This is a genomic window from Nonomuraea sp. NPDC049758 (genome assembly GCF_040674635.1).
GTDB lineage: Bacteria > Actinomycetota > Actinomycetes > Streptosporangiales > Streptosporangiaceae > Nonomuraea.
Genome location: NZ_JBFAMZ010000002.1, coordinates 68,354 through 95,340, shown reverse-complemented (window position 1 = coordinate 95,340; position 26,987 = coordinate 68,354). Strand labels below are relative to the sequence as shown.

The window sequence follows — 26,987 nt, the reverse complement described above, 5'->3', positions numbered from 1 at the left end:
CACCGGCGCTAGGCTTGGTGAGCATGGAAGAACCTGAGGTGCACCCCGCTCTGGAGCAGATCGCGTTCCTGCTCGGCCGCTGGGAGGGCGCCGGCGTGGGCGGCTATCCGACGATCGAGAGCTTCAACTTCGGCCAGGAGATCGAGTTCGGCCACAACGGCAAGCCGTTCCTGACCTACGTCAGCCGCACCTGGCTGCTCGACAACGACGGCAACCGGGTCAGGCCGCTGGCCACCGAGTCCGGCTACTGGCGTCCGCAGCCCGACCGGCAGATCGAGGTGGTGCTCGCGCACCCGACCGGCATCGTCGAGATCTACATCGGCGAGGTGGTCTTCCACAAGATCGAGCTGCGCACCGACGTCGTGGCCCGCACCTCCACGGCCAAGGAGTACACCGCAGGCCACCGCCTCTACGGCCTGGTCAACGGCAACCTGATGTGGGCCTACGAGATGGCCGCCGTCGGCCACCCGCTCACCGACCACATGTCGGCCGAGCTGAAGAAGGTGTCCTGAGCATGACCTCGCCCTTCACCCCCGACGCCGTCGAGGCGATCAAGCGGCACATGAACGACGACCACACCGGCGACGCCCTGGTCATCGTGCGCGGGCTCGGCGGCCGTCCGCAGGCCACCTCGGCGGTGACCAGCGACGTCGACGCCGAGGCCATGGAGTTCACGGTCGACGGCGGCGAGCGGGTGCGCGTGCCGTGGGGCGAGACGCTGACCGAGCGCGCCCAGGTGCGCAAGGCGGTCGTGCGCCTCTACCGGGCGGCCTGCGCCGAACTGGGGATCGAACCCCACGGGGAACACTGAGGGAAGAAACAAAGAAGGGCCCCGGGCAACACTCCGCCTGCCGAGCAGACGGGCCGGATGGACCAATGGCCGGGATGCGTCATCCCGCCCTCCGGCTGCCAGGGGCCCCGGTGGTTGCCTCGGATTCGCTTGCGACACGAGACAACAGTCCGCAGCGCTAGCGGACAACCACCTCGCTAGCCCGACTATGACTATCCATTATTCGGACCACCTCCTTTCCGCGTACTCACGAAGCTATGCGGTCGCGAGCGCCAGCGGCAAGTAATTATCGGACGGCCGCGAACAGGCGATCGTGCGCTTTACACTCGGGGGCATGACCGAGACGCAGTGGCACGAGGAACTCCGCGCCAAGGGCTACCGGGTCACCCCGCAGCGGCAGCTCGTGCTCGAAGCGGTCAAGGATCTGGAGCACGCGACGCCCGAGGAGATCTGCACCAAGGTGCGCGAGACGGCGCGCGGGGTCAACATCTCCACCGTCTACCGCACGCTCGAACTGCTCGAAGAGCTCGGCATGGTCACCCACACCCACCTCGGTCACGGCGCGCCGACCTACCACCTGGCGGCCGAGGCCGACCACGTCCACCTGGTGTGCCGGGGTTGCGACGAGGTCTTCGAGGTGCGTCCCGAGCTGGCCGAGGGGCTGGTGAAGGGGCTCGACGAGGAGCTGGGGTTCGCGGCCGACGTCCATCACCTCACGGTGTTCGGCCGCTGCCGCAACTGCCGCTGACCCGCGGCGCCGGCGTCGGGCGCCGTCGCGGGGGCGGATAGCCTTGGATGCATGCGTAGCCCTCTGCTCGATCTCCCCGGCGCCGTCGCGGCCGACGGGCCGGACGCCGACGTAGCCGCGCACTATGGCGACCTGTTCGCCGAGCAGCGCGCGCTGGCCAAGGGTGAGGCGGTCGTCGACCGCAGCAACCGCGAGGTGGTCCGCATCTCCGGCGCCGACCGGCTGAAATGGCTCAACGACCTGACCTCGCAGAAGCTCGACACGCTGACGCCCGGCCAGTGGACCCAGACGCTCGACCTCGACCTCCAGGGCCGCGTCCTGCACCACCTCACGCTGGTCGACGACGGCGAGAGCGTGCTGGCGCACGTCGAGCCCGGCACGGCGCAGAGCCTGGTCGACTATCTCGACCGCATGCGCTTCATGCTGCGCGTGGAGGTGTCGCGGGCCGACGACCTGGCGGTGCTCTCCACGGCCACCGAAGACCTCCTGGTGCCGCGGGCCGAGCTGGCCGAGCATCTGGGCCGGCCCCTGGCGGGGTTGTGGGCGTACGAGGCGCTGCGCATCGAGGCCCACCGGCCGCGGCTCGGCTTCGAGACCGACCACAAGACGATCCCCCACGAGGTGGGCTGGATCGGCTCGGCCGTCCACCTGAGCAAGGGCTGCTACCGCGGCCAGGAGACGGTCGCGCGCGTCCACAACCTGGGCCACCCGCCGCGCCGCCTGGTGTTCCTGCACCTCGACGGCAGCGTCGACACCCTGCCCGCGCACGGCGACCCGGTGATCTTCGAGAGCCAGGAGATCGGCGTCGTGGGCTCGGCCGCCCGCCACCACGAGCTGGGCCCGATCGCGCTGGCCGTGGTCAAGCGCACGGTGCCGGTCGACGCGCCGCTGCTGGCCGGTGGCGTGGCCGCCGCCCAGGAGGTCGTCGTGCCGCCGGACGCCGGTCGCAACGTCAGCATCGACCCCTCGCTGCGCCGCCGGATCCGCTGACCCCGCTAGGCGTCGATGTCGAGGACGAGCGTGATCGGCCCGTCGTTGACCAGCGAGACCTTCATGTCGGCGCCGAAGCGGCCGGTCTCCACGTGGGCGCCGAGCGCCCTCAGCTCCTCGACCACGGCCTCCACCAGCGGCTCGGCGACCGGCCCCGGGGCCGCGGCCTGCCAGGTGGGGCGCCGGCCCTTGCGCGCGTCGCCGTAGAGGGTGAACTGGCTGATCACCAGGAGCGGGGCGGAGACGTCGGAGCACGACTTCTCGCCGTGCAGCACGCGCAGGCCCCACAGCTTGGCGGCGAGCTTGGCGGCCTCGGCGCGGGTGTCGGCGTGCGTCACGCCGACCAGGACGAGCAGCCCCGGCTCGTCGATGGCGCCGACCGTCTGCCCCTCGACCTCGACGGAGGCCGAGCTCACTCGTTGTACGACTGCTCGCATGGCATCCCATTCTGGCGCAGAAAGAACTGTTCGTAGACTCGTGCCGAAAGGGGGCGCGTAATGTCGCTTGTTGTCGAGGTTGTCCGGTCGGGGTTCGTGGAGTCCACCCATCAGGCCCGCATGCTGACCGTGGACGCGCAGGGCGTCCCGGTGGAGACGCGGGGAGCGGTGCACGTGCCGGCCTCGCCGCGATCGTCGATGAAGCCGCTGCAGGCGCTCGGCATGATGCGCAACGGCCTCCAGCTGGAAGGTGAGCTGCTGGCCCTGGCCTGCGCCTCGCACTCCGGCGAGGCGTTCCATGTGGACGGCGTACGGAAGATCCTGGCCGGAGCGGGCCTGGACGAGTCCGCCCTGCTGTGTCCGGAGGACCACCCGTTCGAGCGCACCTCGACCGAGTTCGGCCGGGTCTACATGAACTGCTCCGGCAAGCACGCCGCCATGCTGGCCACCTGCGTGCTCAACGACTGGCCGCTCACCACCTATCTGGAGCCCGCGCACCCGCTCCAGCGCGCGATCCGCGCGACGGTCGAGGACCTGACCGGCGAGCGGGTGGCTGCCTCCGGCGTGGACGGCTGCGGCGCGCCGCTGTTCTTCGTCTCGATGCTCGGCGTGACCAAGGCGTTCCGGGCCTTCCCGCTGGCCGCGGAGGGCTCGTTCGAGCGGCGCATCTTCGACGCCATGCGCGCCCACCCCGAGTGGACCTCCGGCACCGACCGGCCCGAGGCCAAGCTCATGCGGGCGATCCCCGGGCTGATGCTGAAGGCGGGCGCGGAGGCGTTCGACGCCTTCGCCTTCGAGGACGGCCGAGCCGGCACGATCAAGATCGAGGACGGCTCGTCGCGGGCCCGCGTGCCCGTCACCGTGGCGGCCCTGCGCTCGCTCGGCCTGGACGCGCCCGAGCTGGCCGAGCTGGCCAGACCGGCGCTGCTGGGCGGCGGCCGGCCGGTCGGCGAGCTGCGGATCCGCTAGCGGGGCGAGTCCTGGGCCGCCGCCACGCGGAGTGTCTAGAGGGTGCGGAACTGGCGGCTGGCGGAGATGGCCCCCGAGGTCGTCGTGGTGAACGTGCGCATCGACCCGGCGAACTTGGACAGGTCCCACTCCGCCGGACCGTGGTACCAGTAGAGGTTGTCGGCCTGGTGGCCGTTGCCGGTCACCGAGGCCACCACCCGCGACCAGTGCTCGACCCCGTCGAAGATCACCGCGTACGGCAGGTAGCGCGAGAACAGCTCCACCCGGTGCTGCTCGGGCACCTCGCCGAGGTCGCCGGAGAACAGGTACTCGCGGAAGCCCATCGTGTGCGCGAGCGCGGCCGAGCCCTTGGCGGTCTTGGCCGGCATGTACTGGCCGCCGGCGGCCAGCGCGCCGCCCGCGATGACCAGGGCCAGCCCCAGCAGCCCGTACGTGGTGAACCAGGCCAGCCCGACCGTGGCCAGCAGGCCCAGGCCGATCAGCACGACGCCGATCGTCGTCCACCGGGTGCGCTCGGTGTCGGGACGGCGGGCGAACCAGCCCTGCTCGACCACGTCGGTGTAGAGGGCGTCGCGCACCTTGCCCAGATGGCCGGCGAACGAGCCGGACAGCTGGGAGAGCAGCACCGCGTCGCGGCCGTCGAAGACCGCGTCGTACAGGGCGCGCTCGTACGTCAGCAGCGAGTTGACCGGCGCGTTCGGCAGCCTGACCAGCAGCCAGTCGGGGGCGTCGTAGGTCTGGCGGGGCTGCTCGTCGATCCGCAGGTAGCCGCGGACGGCCAGGTCGACGATCGTGGCGGTCACGTCGACCACGTCGGCCTGCTCGTCCACCAGCGTGCCGATCTGGCCGGGACGCACGCCGTCCGGCGGGGTGAAGTGCCCGTTCTGGATGGGATCGACCCCGCCCTTCTCGTGGCCCGCGACCCGGGCGTCCCGGCCGCGCGTCCAGTAGAGCAGGCCGACGCCGCCGAGCAGCAGCACCAGCAGGGCGGCCAGCGCGCCGCCGGTGACCAGGTCGAGGGTGAACGCCGAGGCCAGCGAGAAGCGCCGCTCCAGGATGGGCGCCCCGGAGCTGGAACCCTTGGGGTAGCCGACGACCACCGTCAGGGCCTGGCCCGCCGCGAGGTTGTCCTGCTCGAAGTCGGCCCGGGTGGCGGTGTGGTCCATCGAGGCCGAGGTGCAGCCGATCGCCGAGGTCAGGTCGCCGGCGAAGCACGACAGGTTCTGCACCTGGCCGGGCCCGCTGACCTGGACGGTCGCCTTGGTGACGGGGACGCTCCAGCCGCTGACGGCGAACCAGCGCAGCTCCTCGACCCCGCCGGAGGTGGTCACCGCGCCCTTGACGTCGTACTCGACGGTCTGGCCGGTCACGGTCAGGACGTCGCCGTCGAGCTTGCCGCCCTTGACGTTGGTGACCCGGTAGACGCGGTCGTTGTCGTCGTCGTAGCGGGTCTTGGTGAGCAGGGTGCGCTTGAGGCCGCCGGACGCCCCGGTGATCTTCTCGACCACGTGGAGAGTGCCGTCCTTGGCGAGCGTCATCGTCACCTGGTCCGTGATCCCGGCCTCCGCCGAGGCGGGGGTGGCCAGCAACGTCAGAGCGGTGGCTCCCAGGGCGGCCAATGTGAGTCTGAAACCCGTCATGGCGGGACATCGTAGCGGTTGCGGGTGTCAATCCAGGGTGATGGCGTCGGCCGCCCGGCGTACGCTCTCGGGCGAGGCCGCCATGCCCGGGTTCTCCAGGGCCAGGGCCTGGTTCAGGGCGACGTAGGGCCGCATGCGCCGCTCGTACCGGTCGAACGCCCCCTCGGGGGCCTGGCCCAGCTCCTCGGCCAGCACGTACGCCCCCACCAGGGCCAGGCTGGTGCCCTGCCCCGACAGCGGCGAGGGGCAGTGGGCGGCGTCGCCGATCAGCGTGACCCGGCCCTGCGACCAGCGATCCATCTCCACCTGGGCCATGGCGTCGAAGTAGAAGTCGTCGGCCTGCCACATGGCATCAAGCAGCTTGGGCGCCTCCCAGCGCAGCCCCGAGCAGTGCTCCTGGACCAGGCGCTTCTGCTGCTCGACGTCGCGGTGGTCGTAGGCTATCGGGCCCGCGGCGAAGCCCATGTTCACCTTCATCACCGCCGGCTCGCGGTCGCTGAACAGGCCGAACCCGGCCTCGCCCTCCCGGTGCCAGAGCTGCCAGTGGTCCAGGCCGAGGAAGTTGTCGGCGGTGTAGATGGAGACGTACATGCCGAGGTGCCGCAGGAAGCGCTCCTCCGGGCCGAACACCAGCCGCCTGACGTTGGAGTGCAGGCCGTCGGCGCCGATCACGTAGTCGTAGCGGTCCCGGACGCCGCTGTCGAAGGTCACGTCCACGCCGTCGTCGTCCTGGGCTAGGGCGGTGATGGAGTCGCCGTAGCGGCAGGGGGCGTCGGTGACGGCGGCGACGATCGCGGTGAGGTCGTCGCGGGCGATCTCGACGTCCGGGCTGTCGAGCCGGCCGCCGCTGATCGTCTCCTCGGTGCTGCGCATGATCTCGTTGCCGTCGCCGTCGACCATGGACATGCCGCGCATGGTCGTCCGCGCGGCCCTGACCTGCTCCAGGATGTCCATACGGTCGGCCACGACCAGGGCGGCGCCGCGGAGGTCGACGGCCTGGCCGCCCTTGCGCGGGCGCGGCGCGCGCTCGACCAGCGTGACCTCGAAGCCACGCCGCCGCAGCCAGTGAGCCAGGACGGGCCCGCCGACGCTCGCTCCTGAGACCAGAACCTTCATGATGCGCTCCTTGCTGTTGACGTTGTACGCAGAACTGAATGTACGTCGTACATACAGCAGCTCACAAGGGTTCGCTGATACGATCTGTACTAGTACAGAGAAAGGGTTGTGATGACCGCTCCGCCCTACGCGCGCATCGTCGAGGACATCAGACGGCGCATCGCCGACGGCCGGCTCCGCCCCGGCGACCGGGTGCCGTCCACCAGGCAGCTGGCCCGTGACTGGGAGGTCGCGCTCGCCACGGCCGCCAAGGCGCTCACGGTCCTGGCCCAGGAGGGCGTGGTGGTCGCCGAGCCGCGCGTCGGCACGATCGTGGCCGAGATCCGCGGCGGCAGGGCGCGGCGGGTCCCCGTCCCGTCCGGCGACGACCTGACCCGCGACCGCATCGTGGCCGCGGCCGTCGAGATCGCCGACGCCGACGGGCTCGCCGAGCTGACCATGCGCGGCGTCGCGGGCCGCCTCGGCGTGGCCACCATGTCCCTCTACCGGCACGTCGGCGGCAAGGACGACCTGGTCATGCTCATGATCGACCACGTGATCAGGGAGTTCCCGCTGCCCGACCCGCCGCCCGACGGATGGCGGGCCAGGCTGGAGACCGCCGCCCGGGTGCAGTGGGCGGGTTACCGCACCCACCCGTGGATGGCCAGGGTCACGTCACTGACCAGGCCGCTGCCCTCGGCCAGCCTGATCGCCCACACCGAGTGGGTCATGCGCACGCTGGAGGGCTCGCCCCTCGATCCCATCAGCAAGATGCACGTGCACACCCTGCTGTTCAGCTTCGTCCAGGGCCTGGCCGCCAACATCGAGATGGAGCAGCAGGCCCAGGCCGCGACCGGGCTGACCGCCGACGAGTGGATGACCAGCCGGGAGGGGGAGCTGCAGGCGCTGGCGGAGTCGGGGCGGCTGACCGCCTTCACCGGCGTCATCGAGGAGCTGGGCGGCGAGTTCGACCTCGACCTCGACCGGCTGTTCGCCTTCGGCCTCGACGCGCTGCTCGACGGGCTCGCCGGGCTGGTCGAGGGGCGCTAGTCGGAGATCGCGATGCGCAGCCGGCGGAAGCCGCGGCCCTTGCTCTCGATCTTGGCCACCTTGATGCGGCCGATCTGCTTGGTCGAGGCCACGTGGGTGCCGCCGTCGGCCTGCGTGTCGAGGCCCACGATGTCGACGACGCGCACGTCCTGGACGGCCTCGGGCACCAGGTTGCTGGCCGTGCGGATGATGTCGGGGATCTCGAACGCCTCCCGCCGCGGCAGCACGCGCACGTCGATGCGGCGGTCGGCGGCGATCTCGGCGTTGCACGCGTCCTCGACGGCCTCCTTGAAGCCGGGCGGCACCTCGGGCAGGTCGAAGTCCATGCGGGCGCTCAGCTCGTCCATGTTGCCGCCGGTGACCAGGCAGCCGTAGTCCCTGAACACCACGCCGCACAACACGTGCAGGCCCGAGTGCGTACGCATGAGCGCCGAACGCCGGGCGTCGGCCACCGCTGCCTCGACGACCGTGCCGGCGGGCGGGATCGGGTCGCCTTCGGCGGGGATCAGGTAGAGATCGTCGCCTTTGCGCACCCCGACGATGCGCGTCTCCACGCCCTGCCAGACCAGAACTCCGTGATCGGCAGGCTGGCCGCCCCCGCCTGGATAGAATGCCGACCTGCTCAGCACGATCCCCTCAGGCGTCGCGTCCAGCACGACGGCTTCGAAATCCCGCAGGCTCTGGTCGGACAGTTCGAGCCGCTGCGTGCGTCCGTGGAGGTCGGCGGTCATATCGGCAGCCTAGTGCCCCGGGGTGATTATGCGTGGCCTGATGCTTCGAGGAAGAATCGCCCCGCTCGTCGCACTAATAGGGATATTTGCTGGAATTTCAGCATGTACGAGTGCGGTGGCCCGGACGCCGCCGCAGCGGGCGCCTGAGGTCGTCCCTCCCGCCCGTCCGGCGGTTCCCGTGATGATGTTCGTGGGCGACAGCTTCACGGTCGGATCCGGCCCGGTGCCGCCCTGGCGGACCTACGCCTCGGAGTCGGCGCGGCTGCTCGGCTGGCAGCCGGTCATCGCGGGCGCCGGCGGCACCGGCTATCTCAACGAGGGCAAGGTGGGCCGCACGTTCCGGCGGTCGTTCGAGGAGGAACTGGCCTGGCGGCCGGCCCCCGACGTGCTGGTCATCTCCGGTGGCCACAACGACCAGCGTTGGAGCACCGGGCAGGTGCGCGCGGCCGCCGCCGCCCTGCTCGCCGAGGTGCGCCGCCGCTGGCCGGTCACCAAGGTCGTCATGGTCGGCCCGATCTGGCTGGAGGACACCCCGGCCAAGGCCTACCGGGTGCGCGACGCACTGGCGGAGGTGGCGGGCGCCGCGGGCGTGCCGTTCCTCGACCCGATGCGCCGGAAATGGGTGACCGGCAGGCCGTCGGAGACGGTGCTGCCCGACGGCGTGCATCCCACGTTCGCCGGGCACGAGCGCATCGCCGCGTGGCTGGCGGCGGAGCTGGCCTGATCCGGGCGGGGCCGGCCTACCAGGGGCCGTAGGGGCCGCTGTTGCCGCGGCCCATGCCCTTGACCGCGGGCTTGACGTCGACGATGTAGATCGTGGCGGCGATGACGGCCAGGATGGAGAACAGGCCGAGCCCGCTGAGGCCGATGAACCGGAAGCCGCCGATCAGCATGAAGTCGTTGAAGTAGCCCAGCGCGCCGCCGCCGGAGAGCAGGGTCGCCAGCGCGAGGATGAGCACCCAGATCTTCTTCTGCAGCTTGCCCGCCGAGAGGAACGCGTTGGTCGGCACGCGCGCCGCGTGCACCAGCGCGTAGATCGACATGCCGAAGATGACGGCGGCGAGCACCAGGAAAAGGAAGTTGAAAACGCCGTTGATCATATTCATGTTGCTGGCTCCACCCAACGCCGCGATGAAATCGGCCCCAGCCTAATAGGCGTCCCCGACAAGCGGGCACCGGAACAGTAACGGGCCCGCCTCCGAAGAGGCGGGCCCGCTCGCTCACTCAGGCCTTGGCCCGAGGGGTGCGCGTGGTCTTCTTGACGGGCTCGGCGACGGGCGGCTCGGCGGCCTCCGACACCTCCTCCAGCTCAAGGGCGGCCTCGCCGGTCGTCTTGCTGACGACCTTGCGGCCACGGGTGGCGAAGTCCTCGTAGACCTCGGTGGCCTTGTTGCTCAGCTGGTCGGCGTACTCGCGGGCCTTGTCCGGGAACTCGCGGACGAAGCCCTCGGCCTTGTCGGCGTACGCGCGGGTCTTCTCCGGCAGGTCCCTGGCCAGCTCCGAGCGGCGGGACTGGAGCTGACGCAGCTGCTCGGGCAGCTCGCGCAGCTTCTCGACGGCGAAGTCGCCGGCGCCGGCGAAGGCGTAGAACGGCTTGGAGTCGGTGAGCTTCTTGACCTCGGTGGCAAGCGTCATGGGTTAACCTTCCTTGGTTTCCTGGGTGACGGTCCCGTTGCCGGGGGAGGCCGCGTAGGGCTCAAGCGCGGCGAGATACTCCTCGGGCAGCGGCGGCTCGTCGTCCGCGGTGGAGTCGTGCTGAGGGCGGGCGTTCTGGGAGGTCTGCTCGCCCTCGGTGCGGTTCTCCTTGCGGAACGATTCATAGATGTCGATCAGCACCTGGCGCTGCCGCTCGGTGAGCAGCGTGTCGGCGTTGACCGCGGTGATCACGTCGCTCGGCGGCTCCCGGTCCTCGATGAGGCCGGCCTGCACGTAGAGCGCCTGCGAGGAGATGCGCAGACCCTTGGCGATCTGGTTGAGAATCTCCGCGCTCGGCTTGCGCAGCCCGCGCTCGATCTGGCTCAGGTAGGGGTTGGAGACCCCTGCCGCCTGCGCGAGCTGGCGCAGCGAGATCTTCGCCTGTTGCCGTTGCTCGCGGATGTACTCGCCGATCGAGCCGACCTTCGGTAGTGCCATACCCACAGTCTGCCGTCCCGTGCTTGCAATTGCAAACGGAACGGCTAACACCTGCAAGCAGTCAGAGCTGGTAGACCCACAGGAAGGGGGTGGTGGTGAGCAAGCTCACAGAGAGGGCGAGATAGCCGTACCGGACAAATGCTGACAATTCCGGCCCCGGCTTGATCAGGCGGTCCACCCTGGCCATGACGTTGTGCGCGTGCACGCCGAGCATGCCCTGCGGGGTCGGCATGGCGCCGGCCGTACCGAACCTGAGCAGCGCAGTCGCCAGCCTGCGCGGCGAGCAGTAGCGGCGGGCGCGGTCATCGGCGGCCATCTCGATCAGCAGCTCCACCTGCGCCTGCGCGTCGGCCACCACCTTCGACCAGGGCAGCGCCCGGCGCAGCGCGGCGAACGGCAGCAGCACCAGATCGTGCCGCTCGCGCACGTGGGCGGCCTCGTGCGCCAGCACGGCCGCCATCTCGTCCGGCGACAGCAGCTCAAGCGCGCCCGCGCTGACCACGACCTGCGAGCGCAACCCCGGCACGCAGTACGCCGCCGCGCTGGGATGGTCGAGCACCCGCACCCCCGGCACGCCCGGATCGTCGCGGGAGATCAGCGCGAGCAGCACGCGATGCCGCCGCCGCGCGCGCAACGCCTGCACGCCGGCCGTCAGCAGCACCACGACCAGCACCGCCAGCGACGTGAGACCGGCGATCATGGCCAGGACGTGCAGCGGGTCCCAGGCCTCCACCGGCGTCCTGCCGCGGGCGAAGGCGATCAGCCCCGGCAGCACGCCCACGTTGTAGGGCAGGACAGCGTAGGCCAGCATGGCGCCGGTGGTGGCCAGGCCCCAGGCCACGCCCAGGGACTGCCAGACGATGATGGCGAGCCGCGGGGCACGGGAGGTCCACCGGGCCGTCGTGAAACGCCAGGAGCCGAGCGCGCACGCCGTGGCGAGCGCCGCTAGCACCGCTGCCGTGATCACTCTTCCTCCAGCTCCGTGAGGGCTCTCCGCAGGATCTCCGCCTCCGGGCCCGACACGGCCTGGGCGAAGCGGGTCAGGGCGGCCGATCGGTCGCCCGTCAGGTCCAACGCCTCAAGCATAAGCTCGGCGATGTAGGCGTCACGGCTCGCGGCCGGTTCGTAACGCCACGCGCGGCCGTCCCTGGTGCGCTCCAGGAAGCCCTTGCGCGTGAGGCGGTCGAGTACGGTCATCACCGTCGTGGGGGCGAGGTCGCGATCGGCAATGAGCCTGCCGACCTCGCGGGCGGTCAGCGGGTTGTGCTCCGCCCAGAGGATGTCCATGATGCTGCGCTCAAGCTCGCCAAGACCCTTCACGCCCTTCAGGGTAGCTCTACAAAGCGTCGAGCTGGCATCCGGGAGCGGCAAGTGGCGGCGCGGAACCCCGCCTGGCAGGCTCGGTGAGATGAATGTCACGTTGGTGCAGGGCGACATCACCGAGCAGCGGTCCGACGCGATCGTGAACGCGGCCAACTCCTCGCTGCTCGGCGGCGGGGGCGTCGACGGCGCCATCCACCGCCGCGGCGGGCCGGAGATCCTGGAGGAGTGCAGGCGGCTGCGCGCCGGGCATTACGGCAAGGGCCTGCCGACCGGCCGGGCCGTCGCCACCACCGCCGGGCTGCTGCCGGCCCGCTGGGTGATCCACACGGTCGGGCCGGTCTACTCCAGGTCGCAGGACCGCTCCGAGCTGCTGGCCGCCTGCCACCAGGAGTCGCTGCGGGTGGCGGACGAGCTGGGCGCGCGGACGGTGGCCTTCCCCGCGATCTCCACGGGCGTCTACGGCTGGCCGCTCGACGACGCCGCCCGCATCGCCGTCGCCGCCGTGCGCGCGGCCGGGACGTCGGTGGAGGAGGTCAGGTTCGTGCTGTTCGACACCGCCGCCTACGAGGTGTTCCTCGCGCAGATCTCCCGTTAGGACGCCTGTCAGCGCGGGTCCACCGCCGACCAGGGCAGGGTCAGCTCGCCGAGCCGCCATCGGGCCGGGCCGCCGAGCGGCGGGCGCGCCGCCACCGGCCACTGCCCGGCCAGCAGCCGCACGGACGCCAGCCAGCGCTGCCGCAGCCCGTGCACCCCGTAAGGGGCGCTGACCGCCCACGCGTGGTCGAAGTCACGCAGGAACGCATGGATGCGCTCACCCGGCACGTTCCGGTGGATGAGGGTCTTCGGCAGCCGGTCGGCCAGGTCGGACGGTCGCTCGAAGGCGTCGAAACGGGCGGAGAACGTCAGCGTGCGCGGGCCGTCGGGGGACAGGCCCACCCAGACCGCCCGCCGTCCGGTCTCGGAGCAGGTGCCCTCGACCAGCACGCCGCCGGGGGCCAGCTTGCCGCACAGCACGTCCCAGTAGTGCCACGCCTCCGCCTCGCCGTACTGGCGCAGCACGTTGAAGGCGCGGACCAGCGTCGGCGGGCGCGGGACGGGCAGCTCGAAGCCGCCGAGCGCGAAGCTCAGCCCCTCCCGCTCGTACGGCTTGGCCAGGGCCACCCTGGCCGGGTCGATCTCGATGCCGACCACCTCGACGTCGGGCGCGACCGCGCGCAGCCGGGTGAACAGCTCAAGCGTGGTCGTGTGCGAGGCGCCGTAGCCGAGGTCGACGACGAGCGGGCGGACGGCGGCACGCAGGGCCGGGCCGTGCACGGCGGCCGTCCAGCGGTCGACCCGGCGCAGCCGGTTGTGCCACGTCGTGCCGCGGGTGATCGCGCCGACCGGTCTGGCCATCGGGCTCAGCCGCCGCTGACGCGGTGCACCTTGTGCTGGGCGGCCTGGGCGCGCGGCCTGATCACCAGGCGGTCGATGTTGACGTGCGACGGGCGCGTCACGCACCAGGCGATGGCGTCGGCCACGTCGTCGGAGGACAGCGGGTCGGGGACGCCCTCGTACACGCGGGCGGCGGCCGTCTCGTCGCCGCGGAAGCGGGTGACCGCGAAACCCTCGCTCCTGACCATGCCCGGCGCGATCTCGACCACCCGGACCGGCTGCCCCACCAGCTCCAGGCGGAGGGTCTCGGCCATCGCGGACTGGGCGTGCTTGGCCGCGCAGTAGCCGCCGCCGCCCTCGTACGAGACCAGCGCGGCGGTCGAGGTCAGCATCACCAGCACGCCGTCGCCCGACTCCACGAGTTTGGGGATCAGCGCCTGGGTCATGCGTAGGGAGCCGAGTACGTTCGTGTCGTACATCTGCTGCCAGTCGTCCAGAAGGGCGTCCGTGACCGATTCCATGCCGAGCGCGCCACCGGCGTTGTTGACCAGCACGTCGCAGCGGTCGAGTGAGCCCACCAGCGCGTCAACCGACTCCTGAGAGGTCACGTCGAGCGTCACCGGCCTGATCGAGGGCACCTCCGCGGCCAGCTTGTCCAGCCGGTCGCGGCGCCGTGCGCCCGCCACCACCACGTAACCTTCAGCGGCGAGCCGCCGCGCGGTCGCCTCGCCGATCCCGCCGCTCGCGCCGGTCACCACTGCCGTTCTCTGCATGCCCCTCATCCTGCCAGGGCGGACGCGGTGCGAACCGCGGCAGGGAATGTCGAAAAAATTCGGATGGTTGTATTCCGCTTGGAGGTGATGTCGAGTGAGGCGACGACGGGTCAGCCGGGTCGCGACCATCAGCATGCACACATCGCCATTGGACCAGCCCGGCACGGGCGACGCCGGTGGCATGAACGTGTACATCGTCGAGTCGGCCAGGAGGCTGGCGCAACTCGGCGTGGAGGTGGAGATCTTCACCAGGGCCACCGCCCGCGACCAGCCACCCGTGGCCGAACTCGCCCCAGGCGTCCTGGTACGTCACCTGACGGCCGGGCCGTACGAGGAGATGGACCGCGCGGACCTTCCCGGGCAGCTGTGCGCGTTCCTGTCCGAGGTGCTGCGCACCGAGGCCATGTACGACCCCGGCCGCTACGACGTCATCCACTCCCACTACTGGCTGTCTGGGCAGGTCGGCTGGCTGGCCAAGGAGCGCTGGGGCGTGCCGCTCGTGCACACCATGCACACCATGGCCAAGGTCAAGAACCTGCTGCTCGCCCAGGACGACAAGCCGGAGCCGCAGGCCCGCGTGGTGGGCGAGGAACAGGTCGTGGAGATCGCCGACCGCCTCGTGGCCAACACCGCCGACGAGGCCCGCGAGCTCATCGACCTGTACGGCGCCGCCCGGCAGCGGGTGGCCGTCGTGAACCCCGGCGTCAACCTCACCGTCTTCCAGCCCGCCTCGCAGGGCGCCGCCCGGCAGCGGCTCGGCCTGCCGCAGGACGCCCGCGTGCTGCTGTTCGTCGGCCGCATCCAGCCGCTCAAGGCCCCCGACGTGCTGCTGCGCGCGGCCTCGCGCATGCTCATCGACGACCCCTCGCTGCGCGGCCGGCTGGTCGTCGCCTGCGTCGGCGGGCCGTCGGGCAACGGGCTCGCCCGGCCGTCCATCCTCACCGAACTGGCCGGTGAGCTGGGCATCTCCGACGTCGTCCGGCTCGTGCCGCCGGCCCCGCAGGAGGAACTGGCCGACTGGTACCGGGCGGCGGACGTGACGGTCGTGCCCTCCTACAGCGAGTCGTTCGGGCTCGTGGCCCTGGAGTCGCAGGCGTGCGGGACGCCGGTCGCCGCCGCGGCCGTGGGCGGCCTGCGCACCGCCGTCCACGACGGGGTCTCCGGCGTGCTGGTGGACGGGCACGACCCGGACGAATGGGCCCGCGTCCTGCACCGCCTGGTCACCCTGCCGGAATGGCGTGAGCAGTTGTCGCGGGGGGCGCGCACGCACGCGGCCGCCTTCGGCTGGCAGGCGACGGCGGGCCGGCTCATGGAGGTGTACGCGGGCGCCGTCGCGAACCTGCACAAGGTGCCCGTGGCGCTCAACTTCTAGCGGCTTGATGGCCCGGCGGCGCGCGCTCCTAAGCTGTATCCCATGCGCGATGTCGTCGAAGCCGCGCTCAAGGCCGCGGACGTCTCCTACGACGAGCCGCGGCCCGGGGCGTTCCTGGTCAAGCTGCCCGGACAGCACAAGCTCGCCACCATGACCTGGCTGATCGTCGGCGAGCGGGTGCTGCACGTCGAGGCGTTCTTCTGCCGTCAGCCGGACGAGAACCACGAGGAGTTCTACCGCTGGCTCCTCGGCAAGAACGGCGCCATGTACGGCGTGCACTTCTCCCTCGACCCCGTCGGCGACGTCTACCTGGTCGGCCGGGTGCCGCTGGCCGCCGTCAGCGAGGAGGAGGTCGACCGGCTGCTCGGCTGCGTGCTGACGTACGCCGACGACTGGTTCGACCGGGCGCTGGAGCTGGGCTTCGCCTCCTCCATCAGGCGGGAGTGGGAGTGGCGTGCCAAACGCGGCGAATCCCTGGCCAACCTGCAGGCTTTCGCCCGATTCGCCGACCCCGGGCAGTGACCTGCCGGCGCTCCGGGCGGCGGCCATAGGATTGGCCGCATGGCGACTTTGGTGCTGCTACGGCACGGTGAGAGCGACTGGAACGCGAAGGGCCTGTTCACCGGTTGGGTGGACGTCAGCCTGTCGGCCAAGGGCGAGGACGAGGCCCGGCGCGGCGGCCGGCTCCTGCAGGAGGCCGGTCTGCGGCCCGACGTCCTGCACACCAGCCTCCTGACCCGGGCCATCCAGACGGCCCAGCTCGCCCTGGGCGAGGCCGACCTGCTCTGGCTCCCGGTCAAGCGCAGCTGGCGGCTGAACGAGCGCCACTACGGGGCCCTGCAGGGCAAGAACAAGGCCCAGACGCGTGAGGAGTTCGGCGACGAGCAGTTCATGCTCTGGCGCCGCTCCTACGACGTGCCGCCGCCGCCCATCGCCGACGACGACGAGTACTCCCAGGCCGGCGACCCCCGTTACGCCCTCCTGCCGCCGGAGCTCATGCCGCGCACGGAGTGCCTGAAGGACGTCGTCGACCGCATGCTCCCGTACTGGTACGACGAGATCGTCCCCGACCTGGCCGCGGGGCGCACGGTCCTGGTGACCGCGCACGGCAACTCGCTGAGGGCCCTGGTCAAGCACCTCGACGGCATCGGCGACGACGACATCGCCGGGCTCAACATCCCCACGGGGATCCCGCTGGCGTACGAGCTGGACGCCGATTTCAAGCCGCAGGTGCGCGGCGGGCGCTACCTCGACCCGGAAGCCGCCAAGGCCGCCATCGAAGCAGTGGCCAACCAGGGCCGCTGACCCCGGCAGCCCCTCGGGCGCTTCGCGCGGCGCCCGGCGTGCCGCGCGAGGCGCCTTCGCACGACCGGGCGAGGGCTTGGGGCTTGGTGCCGGCGGCGGGGAAGGTATGTCACTGATGCCGGACACTGAAATGTGTGGGCCAGCTTGGGGCGAGGTGCCTATGCTTTCGGGGATGTGAGCACCTCTGCCAGAGCTGAGCGCTCCTGCCCCCTTCCGTCCGCCGGGGAAGCCCGTGTTCCGGGCGGGACGGTCTGACGTGCCGACGTGGGAGCCCCATGTGTCGCGCGGGCTCGTACGCGTGGTCGAAGCGTCCTGTTGCGAGGAGTACGTCCTGTGCTTCGAGGCGGCGCAGTTCTTCGTGCGGCGGGTCACCGAGCGCGGGGACCACGAGGAGACCGCCAGGGGCCCGTACGCCCGTGCCGCCGCGGTCTGGGCCGAGCTGGCGCGACGGCATGTGTGCAGAAGCCGGCAGGCGGCCTCCTGACGTCGACCGAGGGGCGGGCGCGGCCCGTCAGTCGGACGTCGGGCGCAGGACGAGGGTGACGAACCCGAAGACGTCCCGGTAGACGCGCAGCCACTCGGCGCGGTGGGTGTCGGCCGTCGTGATGGCCTCGCACCTGTCCGGATGGTCGGGGTTGTCCAGAGCCCAGGACGCCAGCGAGCCCGTCCAGGCCCATTCGTAGTCGTCGAGCTCCTGGCGGGTGCTGATGTGGCCGTGCACCGGCGTCCAGCCGTCGGCGGTGACGCGGTCCATCAGGGCCGGCAGGCCGGTGAGCTCGCCCAGCATCTCCACCGCCTCGGCGGACGGCTCCCCGGCCCAGAAACCGTCACCGACCAGGACGCGTCCGCCGGGGGCCAGGTGCTCGCGCGCCGCCGCGAGGGTGGGCAGCAGGCCGCCGAACGCGTGCGTCGCCCCGACGCTGATCACCAGGTCGAACGCGTGCGGCGAGGTGAATTCGGCGGCGTCCGCACGATGGAGGACGAGCCGGTCGTGGACGCCGAGCGCCTCCGCGCTCGCGCGGGCGTGCGCCAGCGAGCCCTCGGCGATGTCCACGCCCTCCGCCTGCAGCTTGGGATGCGTGCTCAGCGCGCGCAGCAGCCACTCCCCGCCGCCGCAGCCGAGGTCGAGCACGCGCGAGCCGCCCTGGGGGAGGGCGCGGTCGAGAAGGCGGCGCACCGACTCGTCGTCGAGCGGAGCCGCGATCGGATGGTCCGCGTGGGCGAGTCGGGAGATCTGTTCACGATTCACCGGCGGAGCCTGCCACATGCGGAGACGTCGCCGCATCCGCTTTTGGCCAGGAGACAGGGCGCTCGGCGGGCGTCTGTGGCTGCTTGCCGCTGTTCGTCCCGCCGGATTGTTCCCGTGTTCGGCCGGGGACATGCGAAGCGGGCGGCCCCCCGACAGGTGCCGCCCGCTGCGTCCGGGTGAAGAGCTCGCCTCCGGGAGGCCGTCAGCTGGGACGGGAGCCGGTGACCAGGTAGACGACGTCCCGCGCCACCCGCACCGCGTGGTCGGCGTACCGCTCGTAGTACCGGCCGATCAGCGTGATGTCGATCGCCGGCTCCACGCCGTGCTGCCAGTCCTTGGCCAGGATGTTGCGGAACAGCCGGCGGTGCAGCCGGTCCATCGCGTCGTCGTCCTCCTCCAGCTCAAGGGCCGACTCCACGTCCCTGGAGGCCACGCAGCTCCCGGCCTTGGTGACCAGGTTCTCGGCGATCTGCCCCATTTCCACGATGGTCGAGCGAGTCTCGGGCGGAATGGCCGAGTCGGGGTGCCGCAGCCGGGCCACCTTGGCCACGTGGACGGCGAGGTCGCCCATGCGTTCGAGGTCGGTGCCCATGCGCAGCGCCGTGATGACCATTCGCAGGTCCACCGCGACCGGCTGCTGCCTGGCCATCAGCTCGAAGATCGACGTCTCGATGTCGGCGAAGAGGGCGTTCACCTCCTGGTCACGGGAGATGACGCTCTCGGCGAGCTGGAGGTCGGCGTCGAGGAGGGCCGTGGTGGCACGGGAGATGGCCGAGCGGACCAGCCTCGTCATCTCGACCAGCTTGCCCGTCAGGAGATCAAGTTCTTCATGGTACGCGTCGCGCATGTCGTCACCGTACGTGCCACTCGATGAACGAACCTCTACTGCGAGATGAACTTTCCAGGAAAGGGCCGTTCATCCGCAGGTGAGAGGTCTGTCCCTTGGACTTCGCCACCTACCATCGGAGGCATGAGTGAGATGGCCATGAGCTTCGCGGCCCTGGCCGGGTTCGTCGTGGGAGCCCTGGCGGTCCTGTTCTACCGGAACCAGATCGAGGCTCCGAAGAGGACCAATTCAGCCGACGGCGTCGAGACCGGAGCGGCGCTGCCGCAGGGCGTGGCCTCCGTGCTCGCCGTGCTCCCCTCGTCCGCCGTCGTGCTCGACGCGCACGACCGCGTGCTGCGCGCCAGCTCGGCCGCGCGCGCGTTCGGGCTGGTCAAGGGCGACAGGCTGATGGCCGCGGAGCTGCTCGCACTGGCAAGACAGGTACGCCGCGACGGCGAGATCCGCGAGAGCGAGATCGACGTCGCCGGCCACAAGTTCGGCCAGGAGACGACGAACTTCGCCGTCCGCGTCGCCCCCCTCGGCTCCTACGGCCAGGTGCTGGTGCTGGCCGAGGACCAGACCGAGCGGCGCAGGGTGGAGGCGGTGCGCCGCGACTTCGTCGCCAACGTCAGCCACGAGCTGAAGACCCCCGTGGGCGCGCTGAGCCTGCTGGCCGAGACCATCCAGGACGCCGCCGACGACCCCGAGGCGGTCACCCGCTTCGCCGGGCGCATGCAGCACGAGGCCGCCCGGCTCACCTACCTGGTCCAGGACCTGATCACGCTGAGCAGGATCCAGGGCGCCGAGCCCATCCCCACCCCGGGCCAGGTCGCCATCGACGAGGCCGTCCACGACGCCATCGACCACTGCAACACCAAGGCGGTGGCCAAGGACATCACGCTGGTCACCGGCGGCACCGAGGGCCTGCGCATCTGGGGCGACGACGAGCTGCTGGTCACCGCCCTGCGCAACCTCATCGACAACGCCGTCGCCTACAGCCCCGAGCACACGCGGGTCGTGGTCAGCGTCCGTCCGGCCGGCGACTCCGTCGAGATCAGCGTCAGCGACCAGGGCATCGGCATCCCCGAGGAGTCTCTGGAGCGCATCTTCGAGCGCTTCTTCCGCGTCGACGCGGCCAGGTCACGGGCGACCGGCGGCACCGGGCTCGGCCTGGCCATCGTCAAGCACGTCGCCGCGGCCCACGCGGGCGAGGTGTCCGTCTGGAGCAAGGAAGGCTCCGGCTCCACCTTCACCCTCCGTCTGCCCGCCTTCGGCGGCACGGCGGTGGCAGTACCACCCTCGATTCCCCTGGAGACCGCAAAATGACCAGAGTTCTAGTGGTTGAGGATGAGGAGTCCTTCTCCGACGCCTTGTCCTACATGCTGCGCAAGGAGGGCTTCGAGGTGTCGGTCGCGGCGACCGGGCCCGAGGCGCTCGACACGTTCGACCGCAACGGCGCGGACCTCGTGCTGCTCGACCTGATGCTGCCCGGTCTGCCGGGCACCGAGGTGTGCCGCTCGCTGCGGCAGCGCTCGAAGGTGCCGGTCATCATGCTGACCGCCAAGGACAGCGAGATCGACAAGGTCGTGGGCCTGGAGCTGGGCGCCGACGACTACGTGACCAAGCCGTTCTCCTCGCGGGAGCTGGTGGCCCGCATCCGCGCGGTGCTGCGCCGTCAGGGCGACGTGGTGGAGGAGCTGGAGACGGCCGTCCTGGCCGTCGGCCCGGTGCGCATGGACGTCGACCGTCACGTCGTCGCGGTGCGCGGCGCGCAGGTGCAGCTGCCGCTGAAGGAGTTCGAGCTGCTGGAGGTGCTGCTGCGCAACGCCGGCCGGGTGCTCACCCGCGGCCAGCTCATCGACCGCGTCTGGGGCGCCGACTACGTGGGCGACACCAAGACGCTCGACGTCCACGTCAAGCGCCTGCGGGCCAAGATCGAGGCGGACCCGTCGAACCCGCGCTGCATCCTCACCGTGCGCGGCCTGGGCTACAAGTTCGACGCCGCCGAGGAGTGAACGACCCTTGTTCTGGTACGTGGGTTCGTACCAGAACAAGGGTTCTCTCATGCCGTCAGTGGGCCTCTTCGGTGGCCGTGGGGCTGGGCGACGCCGAGGGCGTCGCGACGGGGGTGGCGTTGGGGGCGGCGGGGTAGTCCTTGAACTCACGGCTGCGCGTGACCACAGGGACGGTCAGGGTCACTGTCCCGGCGTTGGCGAACTGGAGGTCCAGACGCACGCTCTCGCCGCCTCTGAGGCTCGTGGAGATGCTCTCCAGCATCAGCTGGGGCTGCGGCTTGCCGGTGTTGACGAGCTGGTTGGGGGGAAGCTGGATCGGCGTGGCGACCTTCACGGACCCGACCGAGCCCGCGGAGACGGCCTGGAGCGTGTCGGCGGCGCCCGCGGTGTTGAGGATGTTCAGGTAGATCGGGGCTGAACCGCGCCACGGAAGCTGGGCGCCGGAGTCGGGGCCGAGGATGAACGCCTGCGGGATGTGAATGCCGCGCGTGCCATAAGCACCCTGGTCGATGAGTGCGACCGCCTCGTTCGGGGCGTACGGCTTGTTGGTGTTGGCGTCGAATCCTGCCCCGCAGCCCGCGAGCACGGGGGCTGCCAAGAACGCGGCGGCTACGACAATCCAGCGACGGCTGGTCACGTGCGGGTTCTCCTTGCTCTTGCGCGGTATGGCGCATGGGGTGGTGGGCAGCGCCTACCATATCCACCTGAATCCATGGTCATATCCGCACCCCTGCAGGTCATTCGCTATGTCCGGAAATGCGATTCATACGGTCGAGGACTTGTCAAGCCCCAATATGCGGCTTTGACCTGCAGTTATGAGGATTTCACTGTTCCGGGAGCCTGTGGATGCGTGGTACCCTGGAGTACAGCGGAAGGGGTACTTGTCACATGACTTTCCAGGTCGGCGACACTGTCGTCTACCCCCACCATGGGGCTGCTCGGATCGAAGCAATCACGAAGCGATCCATCAAGGGTGAGGAAAAGACCTACCTGGTGCTCAAGGTCGACAAGGGCGACCTTACCGTCCAGGTGCCAGCAGAAAACGCGGAACTCGTCGGTGTGCGCGACGTCGTCGGCCAGGAAGGCCTTGAGCGGGTTTTCGATGTTCTTCGGATGCCGCACACGGAAGAGCCGACCAACTGGTCGCGCCGTTACAAGGCCAATCTGGAGAAGCTCGCCTCCGGCGATGTGAACAAGGTTGCGGAGGTGGTTCGCGACCTGTGGCGTCGCGACCGCGAGCGCGGCCTGTCAGCGGGCGAGAAGCGCATGCTCGCGAAGGCTCGTCAGATCCTCGTCAGCGAGCTCGCGCTCGCCGAGAAGACCAATGAGGACAAGGCTGAGGCCCTGCTCGACGAGGTTCTCAACTCCTGAACACGAATCTTCCACGGGTGGGCGTCGGAGTCGACGTCCACCCGTTCGCTTCGGCGGACTCGGGGCGTGAGCTCAGCCTCGCCGGCCTGCACTGGCCGGCCGAGATCGGGCTCGACGGCCACTCCGACGGCGACGTCGCCGCGCATGCCGCCTGCGACGCGCTGCTGTCCGCGGCCGGCCTGGGCGACCTGGGCGGGCTGTTCGGCACGTCCGATCCCCGCTGGGCCGGGGCTTCCGGGGTCACCCTGCTGGAGGAGACCGCCCGCCAGGTGCGCGCGGCGGGCTTCGAGATCGGCAACGTGGCCGTCCAGGTGATCGGCAACCGTCCCAAGATGGCTCCTCGGCGTACCGAGGCCGAGCTGGCGCTCGGCGGCGCCGTGGGGGCGCCGGTGAGCGTCTCGGCCACCACCACCGACGGGCTCGGGCTCACCGGGCGCGGCGAGGGGATCGCCGCCATCGCCACGGCCCTCGTGGTCAACCTTTCCTAGGCATTCAGCGTCTTATGTGTTGGGATGCGTGAGGGTGTCCCGGCGGGTCGTCGCCGAACCCGCCAACTGTGGGGGCGGCGGTTCGTCACTGGCGCGGTACGGGCCGCCGCCTTCCTCAGGGGGTAGTTTCCCCAGGTGTCGGGTATGTCCCCATCTAAGACATGTGAACGTCTCGGGGGGAGCTACACATGATCGGCGCGATCGTTTCCGCAGTAGTCATCGGCGCCATCGTCGGTGCGCTGGCCCGGCTGATAGTGCCTGGCAGGCAGAACATGTCCATCGGCCTGACGCTCATCGTAGGCATCGTGGCCGCCCTGATCGGCACCCTGATCGCACAGGCGTTCGGCTGGGCCGACACCAAGGGCATCGACTGGCTCGAACACATACTCCAGCTCGTCCTGGCTGTGGTCGGCGTGCTCCTCGTGACGCGGATGGGCTGGGGAGGACGCGGTGGACGCACCGGCCGAACCACGACCTGACCTGCTCGTTCGTAAAGCCGGCGCATAATCGCCGGCGATCGGGTAGCGAAGCTCCCCGTGAGAGTGAACGGCTCACTTTCACGGGGAGGTTTCGTGTCATGACCATTCAGTCCATCCTTGGCGCCATCGTGATTGGCGCCGTCATTGGCGCAATCGGTCGCCTGCTGCTGCCCGGCAGGCAGGCCATCGGGTGGATCCTCACCATCGTCGTCGGCATCGTCGCCGCCCTGCTGGGCACCCTCATCGCCCAGGTGCTCGGCGTCGAGACGACCCCCGGCATCGACTGGATCGAGCTCGTGATGCAGGTCGTCCTGGCGATCGTCGGTGTCGGCCTGGTCGCCGGCCTACGCCGCGGCTCCAGGGTCTAGCGGGCGCCAGGGGTGTAGACGAGATAGACGCACACGAAACGGCCCGTCCGGGATCATCCCGGACGGGCCTCTCGTGTGCCTTGCGATTCTTCGGGGCGTGGCCGCTATTCCTCGGGGTCCGGCGGGCGCGGAGTGCTGCGCAGGCGGCCGGACGGGGCCTGGGTGTCCTCGTGGATCACCGGGTGGGGCGCGGTGTCCTCAGAGTCGCTCTGGGGCGTCTGGGACGCGTCGGTGGCGGGGCGGGTCCTGCGGTCGTCCTCGACGACGGGGACGGGCTGGGTGTCGACGTCGCGCGTGTCGGTGGCCCGGGTGTCGGTGCGGGGGTGGACCAGGACGTCGGTCGGCTTCACCCGGTCGCCCCACCGGACCGGCCGCCTCAACGGCTCGGGCTCGGGCTCGGGTTCCGGCTCGGGCTCTGGCTCAGGTTCCGGCTTCCGTTCCGGTTCGGGTTCCGGTTCGGGGTCAGGGGCTCGTACGGGCTCGGGTTCCGGCTCTTGCGGTGCGGCCTGCCACTCGGGCACCTGGGCCGGGACCGGCGGTGTCTCCGGCGCGGCCGTGGGCCCCACCAGCGGCGTGGACTCCAGCATCGGCGGGGGCGCCTCGGTCACGAGCGGCGGCGGCGTGTCGGCCGTGCGGCCCGGGTGGAAGGGCACGAAGTCGTCGTCGTCCTCCTCCTCGCGCGCCGCGCCCCGGTGAGCCTGGACGTGCTTGATCAGCAGCAGCCAGAGCCACAGGGCCACGGCCAGCATGACCCAGGGCGCCAGGGCCACGCCCACGGCCACCTGGCGCGCGTCGAAGGTGAACCGCAGCGCGGTCGCCACGTTGGCCGCCGCGGCGGCCACGATGAGCAGCACCAGCACGGTGGCGGCCTGCGCCCGCACCAGCGGCCGGGCGGGGCGCAGCAGCAGCACGCCGAGCAGCGCGACCACGAGCAGCGCGTCGAAGGCGGCCGGATAGAGGAAGGCGAGGTCCTGCCGCGCCTCGCCGGTGACGGCCAGCGCGCGCAGATCGTCGAAGGACAGCGCGCAGGCGGCTCCGGTCAGAGCGGCCACCGCGAGCCCGGCCAGGGCGATGCCCAGGCGACGGAGCGTAGAGGGGGGAGTCACGTCCATGGCGCCTTCGAGACTACAGAAGAATGGGGATCACGACCGATCGAGGGAGACACATGCCCGAGCTGCCGGAAGAAGCGCGCGAACTCCTGGATGCCCCGAATCATGCGACGGTGACCAGCCTCAACCCCGACGGCGGACCGCAGTCGACCGTCGTGTGGGTGCGCACGGACGGCGACGACGTCCTGTTCTCGACCGTCCGGGGGCGGGTGAAGCCGCGCAACTTCGAGCGCGACCCGCGGACGAGTCTGCTGGTCATCGACCCCGGCAACCCCTATCGCTACCTGGAGGTGCGCGGCCGGGTGACGATCGAGGAGGACCCCGAGGGCGCGTTGATCCAGGAGCTGGCCCAGAAGTACACGGGCGAGCCGTGGGAGGACAAGCCGGGCACCGAGCGCCTGATCATCCGGATCCGTCCCGACAAGGTCACGGTGCGAGGCTGAGTAATCGGCCTACGAGAGCCCCCGAGGCGTTAGCCTTGCCTTCGTGAGCCTGCACATCTACGACACCAGCACGCGCGCCATCCGTGAATTCGTTCCGGTCGAAGCCGGCCGGGCGTCGATTTACCTGTGTGGGGCCACCGTGCAGGCTCCTCCGCACATCGGGCACATCCGCTCGGGCGTGAACTTCGACGTGCTCAGGCGCTGGCTCACGCGTTCCGGATACGACGTGACGTTCTGCCGCAACGTCACCGACATCGATGACAAGATCATCAGGGTGTCGGCCGCGGAGGACGTGCCCTGGTTCGTGATCGCCGAGCGCAACCAGCGGGCCTTCACCTGGGCCTACGACACGCTCGGCTGCCTGCCGCCCACGGTCGAGCCGCGGGCCACCGGCCACGTGCCCGAGATGATCACGCTGATGGAGCGGCTGATCGAGCGCGGCCACGCCTACGCCTCGGGCGGCGACGTCTACTTCAGCGTCCAGTCCTACGCCGACCACTACGGCAAGCTCTCCAACCAGAAGCTGGAGAACATGCGGGGGGCGGGCGACACCGACGACGAGTCGCTCAAGCGCGACGCGCGCGACTTCGCCCTGTGGAAGGGCGCCAAGCCGGGCGAGCCGACCTGGCCCACGCCGTGGGGGCTCGGGCGTCCCGGCTGGCACCTGGAGTGCTCGGCGATGGCCACCAAGTACCTCGGGCCGACGTTCGACATCCACGGCGGCGGCATCGACCTGATCTTCCCTCACCACGAGAACGAGATCGCCCAGTCGCAGGCCGCCGGCGACGGCTTCGCCCGCTACTGGATGCACAACGGCATGCTCAAGATCGGCGCCGAGAAGATGAGCAAGTCGCTCGGCAACTCGCTGCTGATCCCCGAGATGGTGCAGAAGGTGCGTCCGGTGGAGCTGCGCTACTACCTGGCCGCGCCGCACTACCGTTCCTCGATCGAGTACTCCGAGGAGGCGCTGCTGGAGGCGGCGGCGGCCTACCAGCGGATCGAGGGCTTCGTCACCCGCGCCGCCGAGGTGATCCACGACGTCGACGCCGACGCGCCCCTTCCGCAGGCGTTCGCCGACGCGCTCGACGACGACCTCGGCACGCCGCAGGCGCTCGCCGTGGTGCACGAGGTGGTGCGCGAGGGCAACGTGGCACTGTCGCGGGGCGACAAGGAGGCCATCGCGCGGCTCCTCGCCGAGACCCAGAACATGCTCGACGTGCTCGGCCTCGACCCTCGCTCGCCGCAGTGGCGCGGGGGCGGCTCCGACCTGTCGCCGGTGGTCGACGCGCTGGTGGCGGTGGCCCTGGAGCAGCGCAAGGCCGCGCGGGCCCGTAAGGACTACGCGGCGGCCGACGCGATCCGCGACCAGCTCGCCGCGGCGGGCATCACGGTCGAGGACACGCCGCACGGCGCCCGCTGGGAGCTGGCCCGCTGACCTTCCGCCGCTCCTGAGTGACGGCGGGCGCCTTTCGTGTCCGCCGTCAGCCGCGGAGGGCCGCGACGGCGGCGTCGGTGGTCTCGATCACGATCGTGTGGTAGCCGTCGATGCGCGAGACGATGCCCTCACGCGGGCCCTGGTGCCATGCCGGGCTGGTGTAGAAGGCGTCCTCCTGCTCGTCGCGGGTCTGTTTCGAGGGGAACGCGCGGATGAGGTACGCCTCCTCGTGGCCGTCCTCGTCCACGAGGGAGGCGCCGCTGCTCACGACGTCGATGCCGGCCTTCGCCAGGAGGGGGAGGGCTTCTTCGTGCATGATCCGGAGGAAGTCTGCGCGGGTGCCGGGTTTGAGGCGGTAGGTGCGGATCTCCAGGATCATGCGGTTGCTCCTTGGGGGATGGTCGGGGTAGTGCTGGGTGGCGGGCACGTTATTCGGTGGTCGCTGACATCCTCCGTCAGTGTTTTCGGGGCTCG

Annotated in this window: 36 protein-coding genes; 20 read left to right on the top strand and 16 right to left on the bottom strand. The window is 70.6% G+C overall.

Annotated features, from left to right (window positions below; all coding sequences use genetic code 11):
• Positions 1–23 precede the first annotated feature (23 nt).
• The 4 genes from AB0J46_RS04715 (at position 24) to AB0J46_RS04700 (ending at position 2,528) form a co-directional block, all read left to right on the top strand.
• Positions 24–512 (top strand): FABP family protein, encoded by a 489-nt coding sequence (locus tag AB0J46_RS04715; RefSeq protein WP_352319740.1) that lies wholly within the window; start codon positions 24–26, stop codon positions 510–512.
• A 2-nt stretch (positions 513–514) separates the two neighbouring features.
• Positions 515–811 (top strand): DUF2470 domain-containing protein, encoded by a 297-nt coding sequence (locus AB0J46_RS04710; RefSeq protein ID WP_352319738.1) that lies wholly within the window; start codon positions 515–517, stop codon positions 809–811.
• A gap of 313 nt (positions 812–1,124) precedes the next feature.
• Positions 1,125–1,538: a Fur family transcriptional regulator gene (locus tag AB0J46_RS04705; protein ID WP_357967168.1), complete on the top strand. Its 414-nt coding sequence runs from the start codon at positions 1,125–1,127 to the stop codon at positions 1,536–1,538.
• 51 nt (positions 1,539–1,589) lie between these two features.
• Positions 1,590–2,528, top strand: coding sequence for a folate-binding protein (locus AB0J46_RS04700; RefSeq protein WP_364326415.1), 939 nt, complete (start codon positions 1,590–1,592; stop codon positions 2,526–2,528).
• Between the two features lie 5 nt (positions 2,529–2,533).
• Here the strand turns inward: AB0J46_RS04700 and dtd are convergent, their stop codons facing one another.
• Entirely contained in the window at positions 2,534–2,965 is a 432-nt protein-coding gene (gene dtd / locus AB0J46_RS04695) for a D-aminoacyl-tRNA deacylase (RefSeq protein WP_364326412.1), read from the bottom strand.
• A gap of 60 nt (positions 2,966–3,025) precedes the next feature.
• Between dtd and AB0J46_RS04690 the strand changes: the two genes are divergently transcribed.
• Entirely contained in the window at positions 3,026–3,934 is a 909-nt protein-coding gene (locus AB0J46_RS04690; RefSeq protein ID WP_364326409.1) for an asparaginase, read from the top strand.
• A gap of 35 nt (positions 3,935–3,969) precedes the next feature.
• Here AB0J46_RS04690 and AB0J46_RS04685 read toward each other — a convergent pair whose 3' ends face one another.
• Positions 3,970–5,574, bottom strand: coding sequence for a DUF2207 domain-containing protein (locus AB0J46_RS04685; protein WP_364326406.1), 1,605 nt, complete (start codon positions 5,572–5,574; stop codon positions 3,970–3,972).
• A 27-nt stretch (positions 5,575–5,601) separates the two neighbouring features.
• Positions 5,602–6,690, bottom strand: a complete 1,089-nt coding sequence (locus AB0J46_RS04680; protein WP_364326403.1) for an FAD-dependent monooxygenase — start codon at positions 6,688–6,690, stop codon at positions 5,602–5,604.
• A gap of 111 nt (positions 6,691–6,801) precedes the next feature.
• Here AB0J46_RS04680 and AB0J46_RS04675 point away from each other — a divergent pair, with 111 nt between their 5' ends.
• The gene (locus tag AB0J46_RS04675) at positions 6,802–7,719 is read left to right on the top strand and encodes a GntR family transcriptional regulator (RefSeq protein WP_364326400.1); all 918 of its coding nucleotides are present in this window, start codon (positions 6,802–6,804) and stop codon (positions 7,717–7,719) included.
• Here the strand turns inward: AB0J46_RS04675 and AB0J46_RS04670 are convergent.
• Positions 7,716–8,450 (bottom strand): alanyl-tRNA editing protein, encoded by a 735-nt coding sequence (locus AB0J46_RS04670; protein WP_364326397.1) that lies wholly within the window; start codon positions 8,448–8,450, stop codon positions 7,716–7,718. The two genes, AB0J46_RS04675 and AB0J46_RS04670, sit on opposite strands and share 4 nt — an antisense overlap.
• 181 nt (positions 8,451–8,631) lie before the next feature.
• On the opposite strand from AB0J46_RS04670, the gene AB0J46_RS04665 reads away from it, so the two are divergent.
• Positions 8,632–9,174 carry an SGNH/GDSL hydrolase family protein gene (locus AB0J46_RS04665; RefSeq protein ID WP_364328005.1) on the top strand — a complete coding sequence of 181 codons (543 nt, stop codon included), beginning with the start codon at positions 8,632–8,634 and terminating at the stop codon, positions 9,172–9,174.
• A gap of 16 nt (positions 9,175–9,190) precedes the next feature.
• Here the strand turns inward: AB0J46_RS04665 and AB0J46_RS04660 are convergent, their stop codons facing one another.
• From AB0J46_RS04660 to AB0J46_RS04640, 5 genes are all read right to left on the bottom strand, one after another.
• Positions 9,191–9,550: a DUF2516 family protein gene (locus AB0J46_RS04660; RefSeq protein ID WP_364326394.1), complete on the bottom strand. Its 360-nt coding sequence runs from the start codon at positions 9,548–9,550 to the stop codon at positions 9,191–9,193.
• A gap of 124 nt (positions 9,551–9,674) precedes the next feature.
• Positions 9,675–10,085 carry a hypothetical protein gene (locus AB0J46_RS04655; protein ID WP_357967190.1) on the bottom strand — a complete coding sequence of 137 codons (411 nt, stop codon included), beginning with the start codon at positions 10,083–10,085 and terminating at the stop codon, positions 9,675–9,677.
• A 3-nt stretch (positions 10,086–10,088) separates the two neighbouring features.
• Positions 10,089–10,583, bottom strand: a complete 495-nt coding sequence (locus AB0J46_RS04650; protein ID WP_352355473.1) for a helix-turn-helix transcriptional regulator — start codon at positions 10,581–10,583, stop codon at positions 10,089–10,091.
• A 61-nt stretch (positions 10,584–10,644) separates the two neighbouring features.
• The gene (locus AB0J46_RS04645; protein WP_358289313.1) at positions 10,645–11,550 is read right to left on the bottom strand and encodes a M56 family metallopeptidase; all 906 of its coding nucleotides are present in this window, start codon (positions 11,548–11,550) and stop codon (positions 10,645–10,647) included.
• The gene (locus tag AB0J46_RS04640; RefSeq protein WP_352319711.1) at positions 11,547–11,903 is read right to left on the bottom strand and encodes a BlaI/MecI/CopY family transcriptional regulator; all 357 of its coding nucleotides are present in this window, start codon (positions 11,901–11,903) and stop codon (positions 11,547–11,549) included. Before AB0J46_RS04640 ends, AB0J46_RS04645 begins: the two co-directional genes overlap by 4 nt.
• An 88-nt stretch (positions 11,904–11,991) precedes the next feature.
• Here AB0J46_RS04640 and AB0J46_RS04635 point away from each other — a divergent pair, with 88 nt between their 5' ends.
• Entirely contained in the window at positions 11,992–12,501 is a 510-nt protein-coding gene (locus tag AB0J46_RS04635) for an O-acetyl-ADP-ribose deacetylase (RefSeq protein ID WP_364326388.1), read from the top strand.
• An 8-nt stretch (positions 12,502–12,509) separates the two neighbouring features.
• Here AB0J46_RS04635 and AB0J46_RS04630 read toward each other — a convergent pair whose 3' ends face one another.
• Both AB0J46_RS04630 and AB0J46_RS04625 read right to left on the bottom strand, forming a co-directional pair.
• The gene (locus AB0J46_RS04630; RefSeq protein ID WP_364326385.1) at positions 12,510–13,301 is read right to left on the bottom strand and encodes a class I SAM-dependent methyltransferase; all 792 of its coding nucleotides are present in this window, start codon (positions 13,299–13,301) and stop codon (positions 12,510–12,512) included.
• A gap of 5 nt (positions 13,302–13,306) precedes the next feature.
• Entirely contained in the window at positions 13,307–14,053 is a 747-nt protein-coding gene (locus AB0J46_RS04625; protein WP_364326382.1) for an SDR family NAD(P)-dependent oxidoreductase, read from the bottom strand.
• A gap of 94 nt (positions 14,054–14,147) precedes the next feature.
• Between AB0J46_RS04625 and mshA the strand changes: the two genes are divergently transcribed.
• The 4 genes from mshA (at position 14,148) to AB0J46_RS04605 (ending at position 17,214) form a co-directional block, all read left to right on the top strand.
• On the top strand, positions 14,148–15,425 hold the full coding sequence (gene mshA, locus AB0J46_RS04620; RefSeq protein WP_364326379.1) for a D-inositol-3-phosphate glycosyltransferase: 1,278 nt from the start codon (positions 14,148–14,150) through the stop codon (positions 15,423–15,425).
• A gap of 42 nt (positions 15,426–15,467) precedes the next feature.
• On the top strand, positions 15,468–15,947 hold the full coding sequence (locus tag AB0J46_RS04615) for a YbjN domain-containing protein (protein WP_357967206.1): 480 nt from the start codon (positions 15,468–15,470) through the stop codon (positions 15,945–15,947).
• A gap of 39 nt (positions 15,948–15,986) precedes the next feature.
• Entirely contained in the window at positions 15,987–16,730 is a 744-nt protein-coding gene (locus AB0J46_RS04610; RefSeq protein WP_352355458.1) for a phosphoglyceromutase, read from the top strand.
• A gap of 277 nt (positions 16,731–17,007) precedes the next feature.
• Positions 17,008–17,214 (top strand): hypothetical protein, encoded by a 207-nt coding sequence (locus tag AB0J46_RS04605; RefSeq protein WP_352319699.1) that lies wholly within the window; start codon positions 17,008–17,010, stop codon positions 17,212–17,214.
• A 27-nt stretch (positions 17,215–17,241) separates the two neighbouring features.
• Here AB0J46_RS04605 and AB0J46_RS04600 read toward each other — a convergent pair whose 3' ends face one another.
• Complete coding sequence (locus AB0J46_RS04600) at positions 17,242–17,979, bottom strand: class I SAM-dependent methyltransferase (RefSeq protein WP_364326374.1); 738 nt, start codon at positions 17,977–17,979, stop codon at positions 17,242–17,244.
• A 202-nt stretch (positions 17,980–18,181) separates the two neighbouring features.
• Positions 18,182–18,826 carry a phosphate signaling complex protein PhoU gene (gene phoU, locus AB0J46_RS04595; protein ID WP_352355448.1) on the bottom strand — a complete coding sequence of 215 codons (645 nt, stop codon included), beginning with the start codon at positions 18,824–18,826 and terminating at the stop codon, positions 18,182–18,184.
• 123 nt (positions 18,827–18,949) lie between these two features.
• Here phoU and AB0J46_RS04590 point away from each other — a divergent pair, with 123 nt between their 5' ends.
• Together AB0J46_RS04590 and AB0J46_RS04585 are read left to right on the top strand one after the other, a co-directional pair.
• Positions 18,950–20,131 (top strand): ATP-binding protein, encoded by a 1,182-nt coding sequence (locus tag AB0J46_RS04590; RefSeq protein ID WP_364326370.1) that lies wholly within the window; start codon positions 18,950–18,952, stop codon positions 20,129–20,131.
• The gene (locus AB0J46_RS04585; protein ID WP_352355444.1) at positions 20,128–20,820 is read left to right on the top strand and encodes a response regulator transcription factor; all 693 of its coding nucleotides are present in this window, start codon (positions 20,128–20,130) and stop codon (positions 20,818–20,820) included. The genes AB0J46_RS04590 and AB0J46_RS04585 overlap by 4 nt, the downstream gene beginning before the upstream one ends.
• Positions 20,821–20,875: 55 nt before the next feature.
• On the opposite strand, the gene AB0J46_RS04580 is transcribed toward AB0J46_RS04585, so the two are convergent.
• Entirely contained in the window at positions 20,876–21,457 is a 582-nt protein-coding gene (locus tag AB0J46_RS04580) for a copper chaperone PCu(A)C (protein ID WP_364326366.1), read from the bottom strand.
• A gap of 251 nt (positions 21,458–21,708) precedes the next feature.
• Here AB0J46_RS04580 and AB0J46_RS04575 point away from each other — a divergent pair, with 251 nt between their 5' ends.
• From AB0J46_RS04575 to AB0J46_RS04560, 4 genes are all read left to right on the top strand, one after another.
• Complete coding sequence (locus tag AB0J46_RS04575; protein ID WP_043624891.1) at positions 21,709–22,191, top strand: CarD family transcriptional regulator; 483 nt, start codon at positions 21,709–21,711, stop codon at positions 22,189–22,191.
• 17 nt (positions 22,192–22,208) lie between these two features.
• A complete protein-coding gene (ispF, locus tag AB0J46_RS04570) occupies positions 22,209–22,679 on the top strand; it encodes a 2-C-methyl-D-erythritol 2,4-cyclodiphosphate synthase (protein WP_358289293.1) in 471 nt (156 codons plus the stop codon).
• 188 nt (positions 22,680–22,867) lie between these two features.
• A complete protein-coding gene (locus AB0J46_RS04565; protein ID WP_352322343.1) occupies positions 22,868–23,158 on the top strand; it encodes a GlsB/YeaQ/YmgE family stress response membrane protein in 291 nt (96 codons plus the stop codon).
• A 98-nt stretch (positions 23,159–23,256) separates the two neighbouring features.
• Positions 23,257–23,526, top strand: coding sequence for a GlsB/YeaQ/YmgE family stress response membrane protein (locus AB0J46_RS04560; protein WP_352322341.1), 270 nt, complete (start codon positions 23,257–23,259; stop codon positions 23,524–23,526).
• Between the two features lie 104 nt (positions 23,527–23,630).
• On the opposite strand, the gene AB0J46_RS04555 is transcribed toward AB0J46_RS04560, so the two are convergent.
• Entirely contained in the window at positions 23,631–24,632 is a 1,002-nt protein-coding gene (locus tag AB0J46_RS04555; protein WP_364326361.1) for a DUF2637 domain-containing protein, read from the bottom strand.
• Between the two features lie 29 nt (positions 24,633–24,661).
• Between AB0J46_RS04555 and AB0J46_RS04550 the strand changes: the two genes are divergently transcribed.
• Entirely contained in the window at positions 24,662–25,078 is a 417-nt protein-coding gene (locus AB0J46_RS04550; protein ID WP_364326358.1) for a PPOX class F420-dependent oxidoreductase, read from the top strand.
• A 43-nt stretch (positions 25,079–25,121) separates the two neighbouring features.
• Complete coding sequence (cysS, locus tag AB0J46_RS04545; protein ID WP_364326355.1) at positions 25,122–26,513, top strand: cysteine--tRNA ligase; 1,392 nt, start codon at positions 25,122–25,124, stop codon at positions 26,511–26,513.
• A gap of 46 nt (positions 26,514–26,559) precedes the next feature.
• Here the strand turns inward: cysS and AB0J46_RS04540 are convergent, their stop codons facing one another.
• On the bottom strand, positions 26,560–26,892 hold the full coding sequence (locus AB0J46_RS04540; protein ID WP_364326352.1) for an NIPSNAP family protein: 333 nt from the start codon (positions 26,890–26,892) through the stop codon (positions 26,560–26,562).
• Between the last annotated feature and the right edge of the window lie 95 nt (positions 26,893–26,987).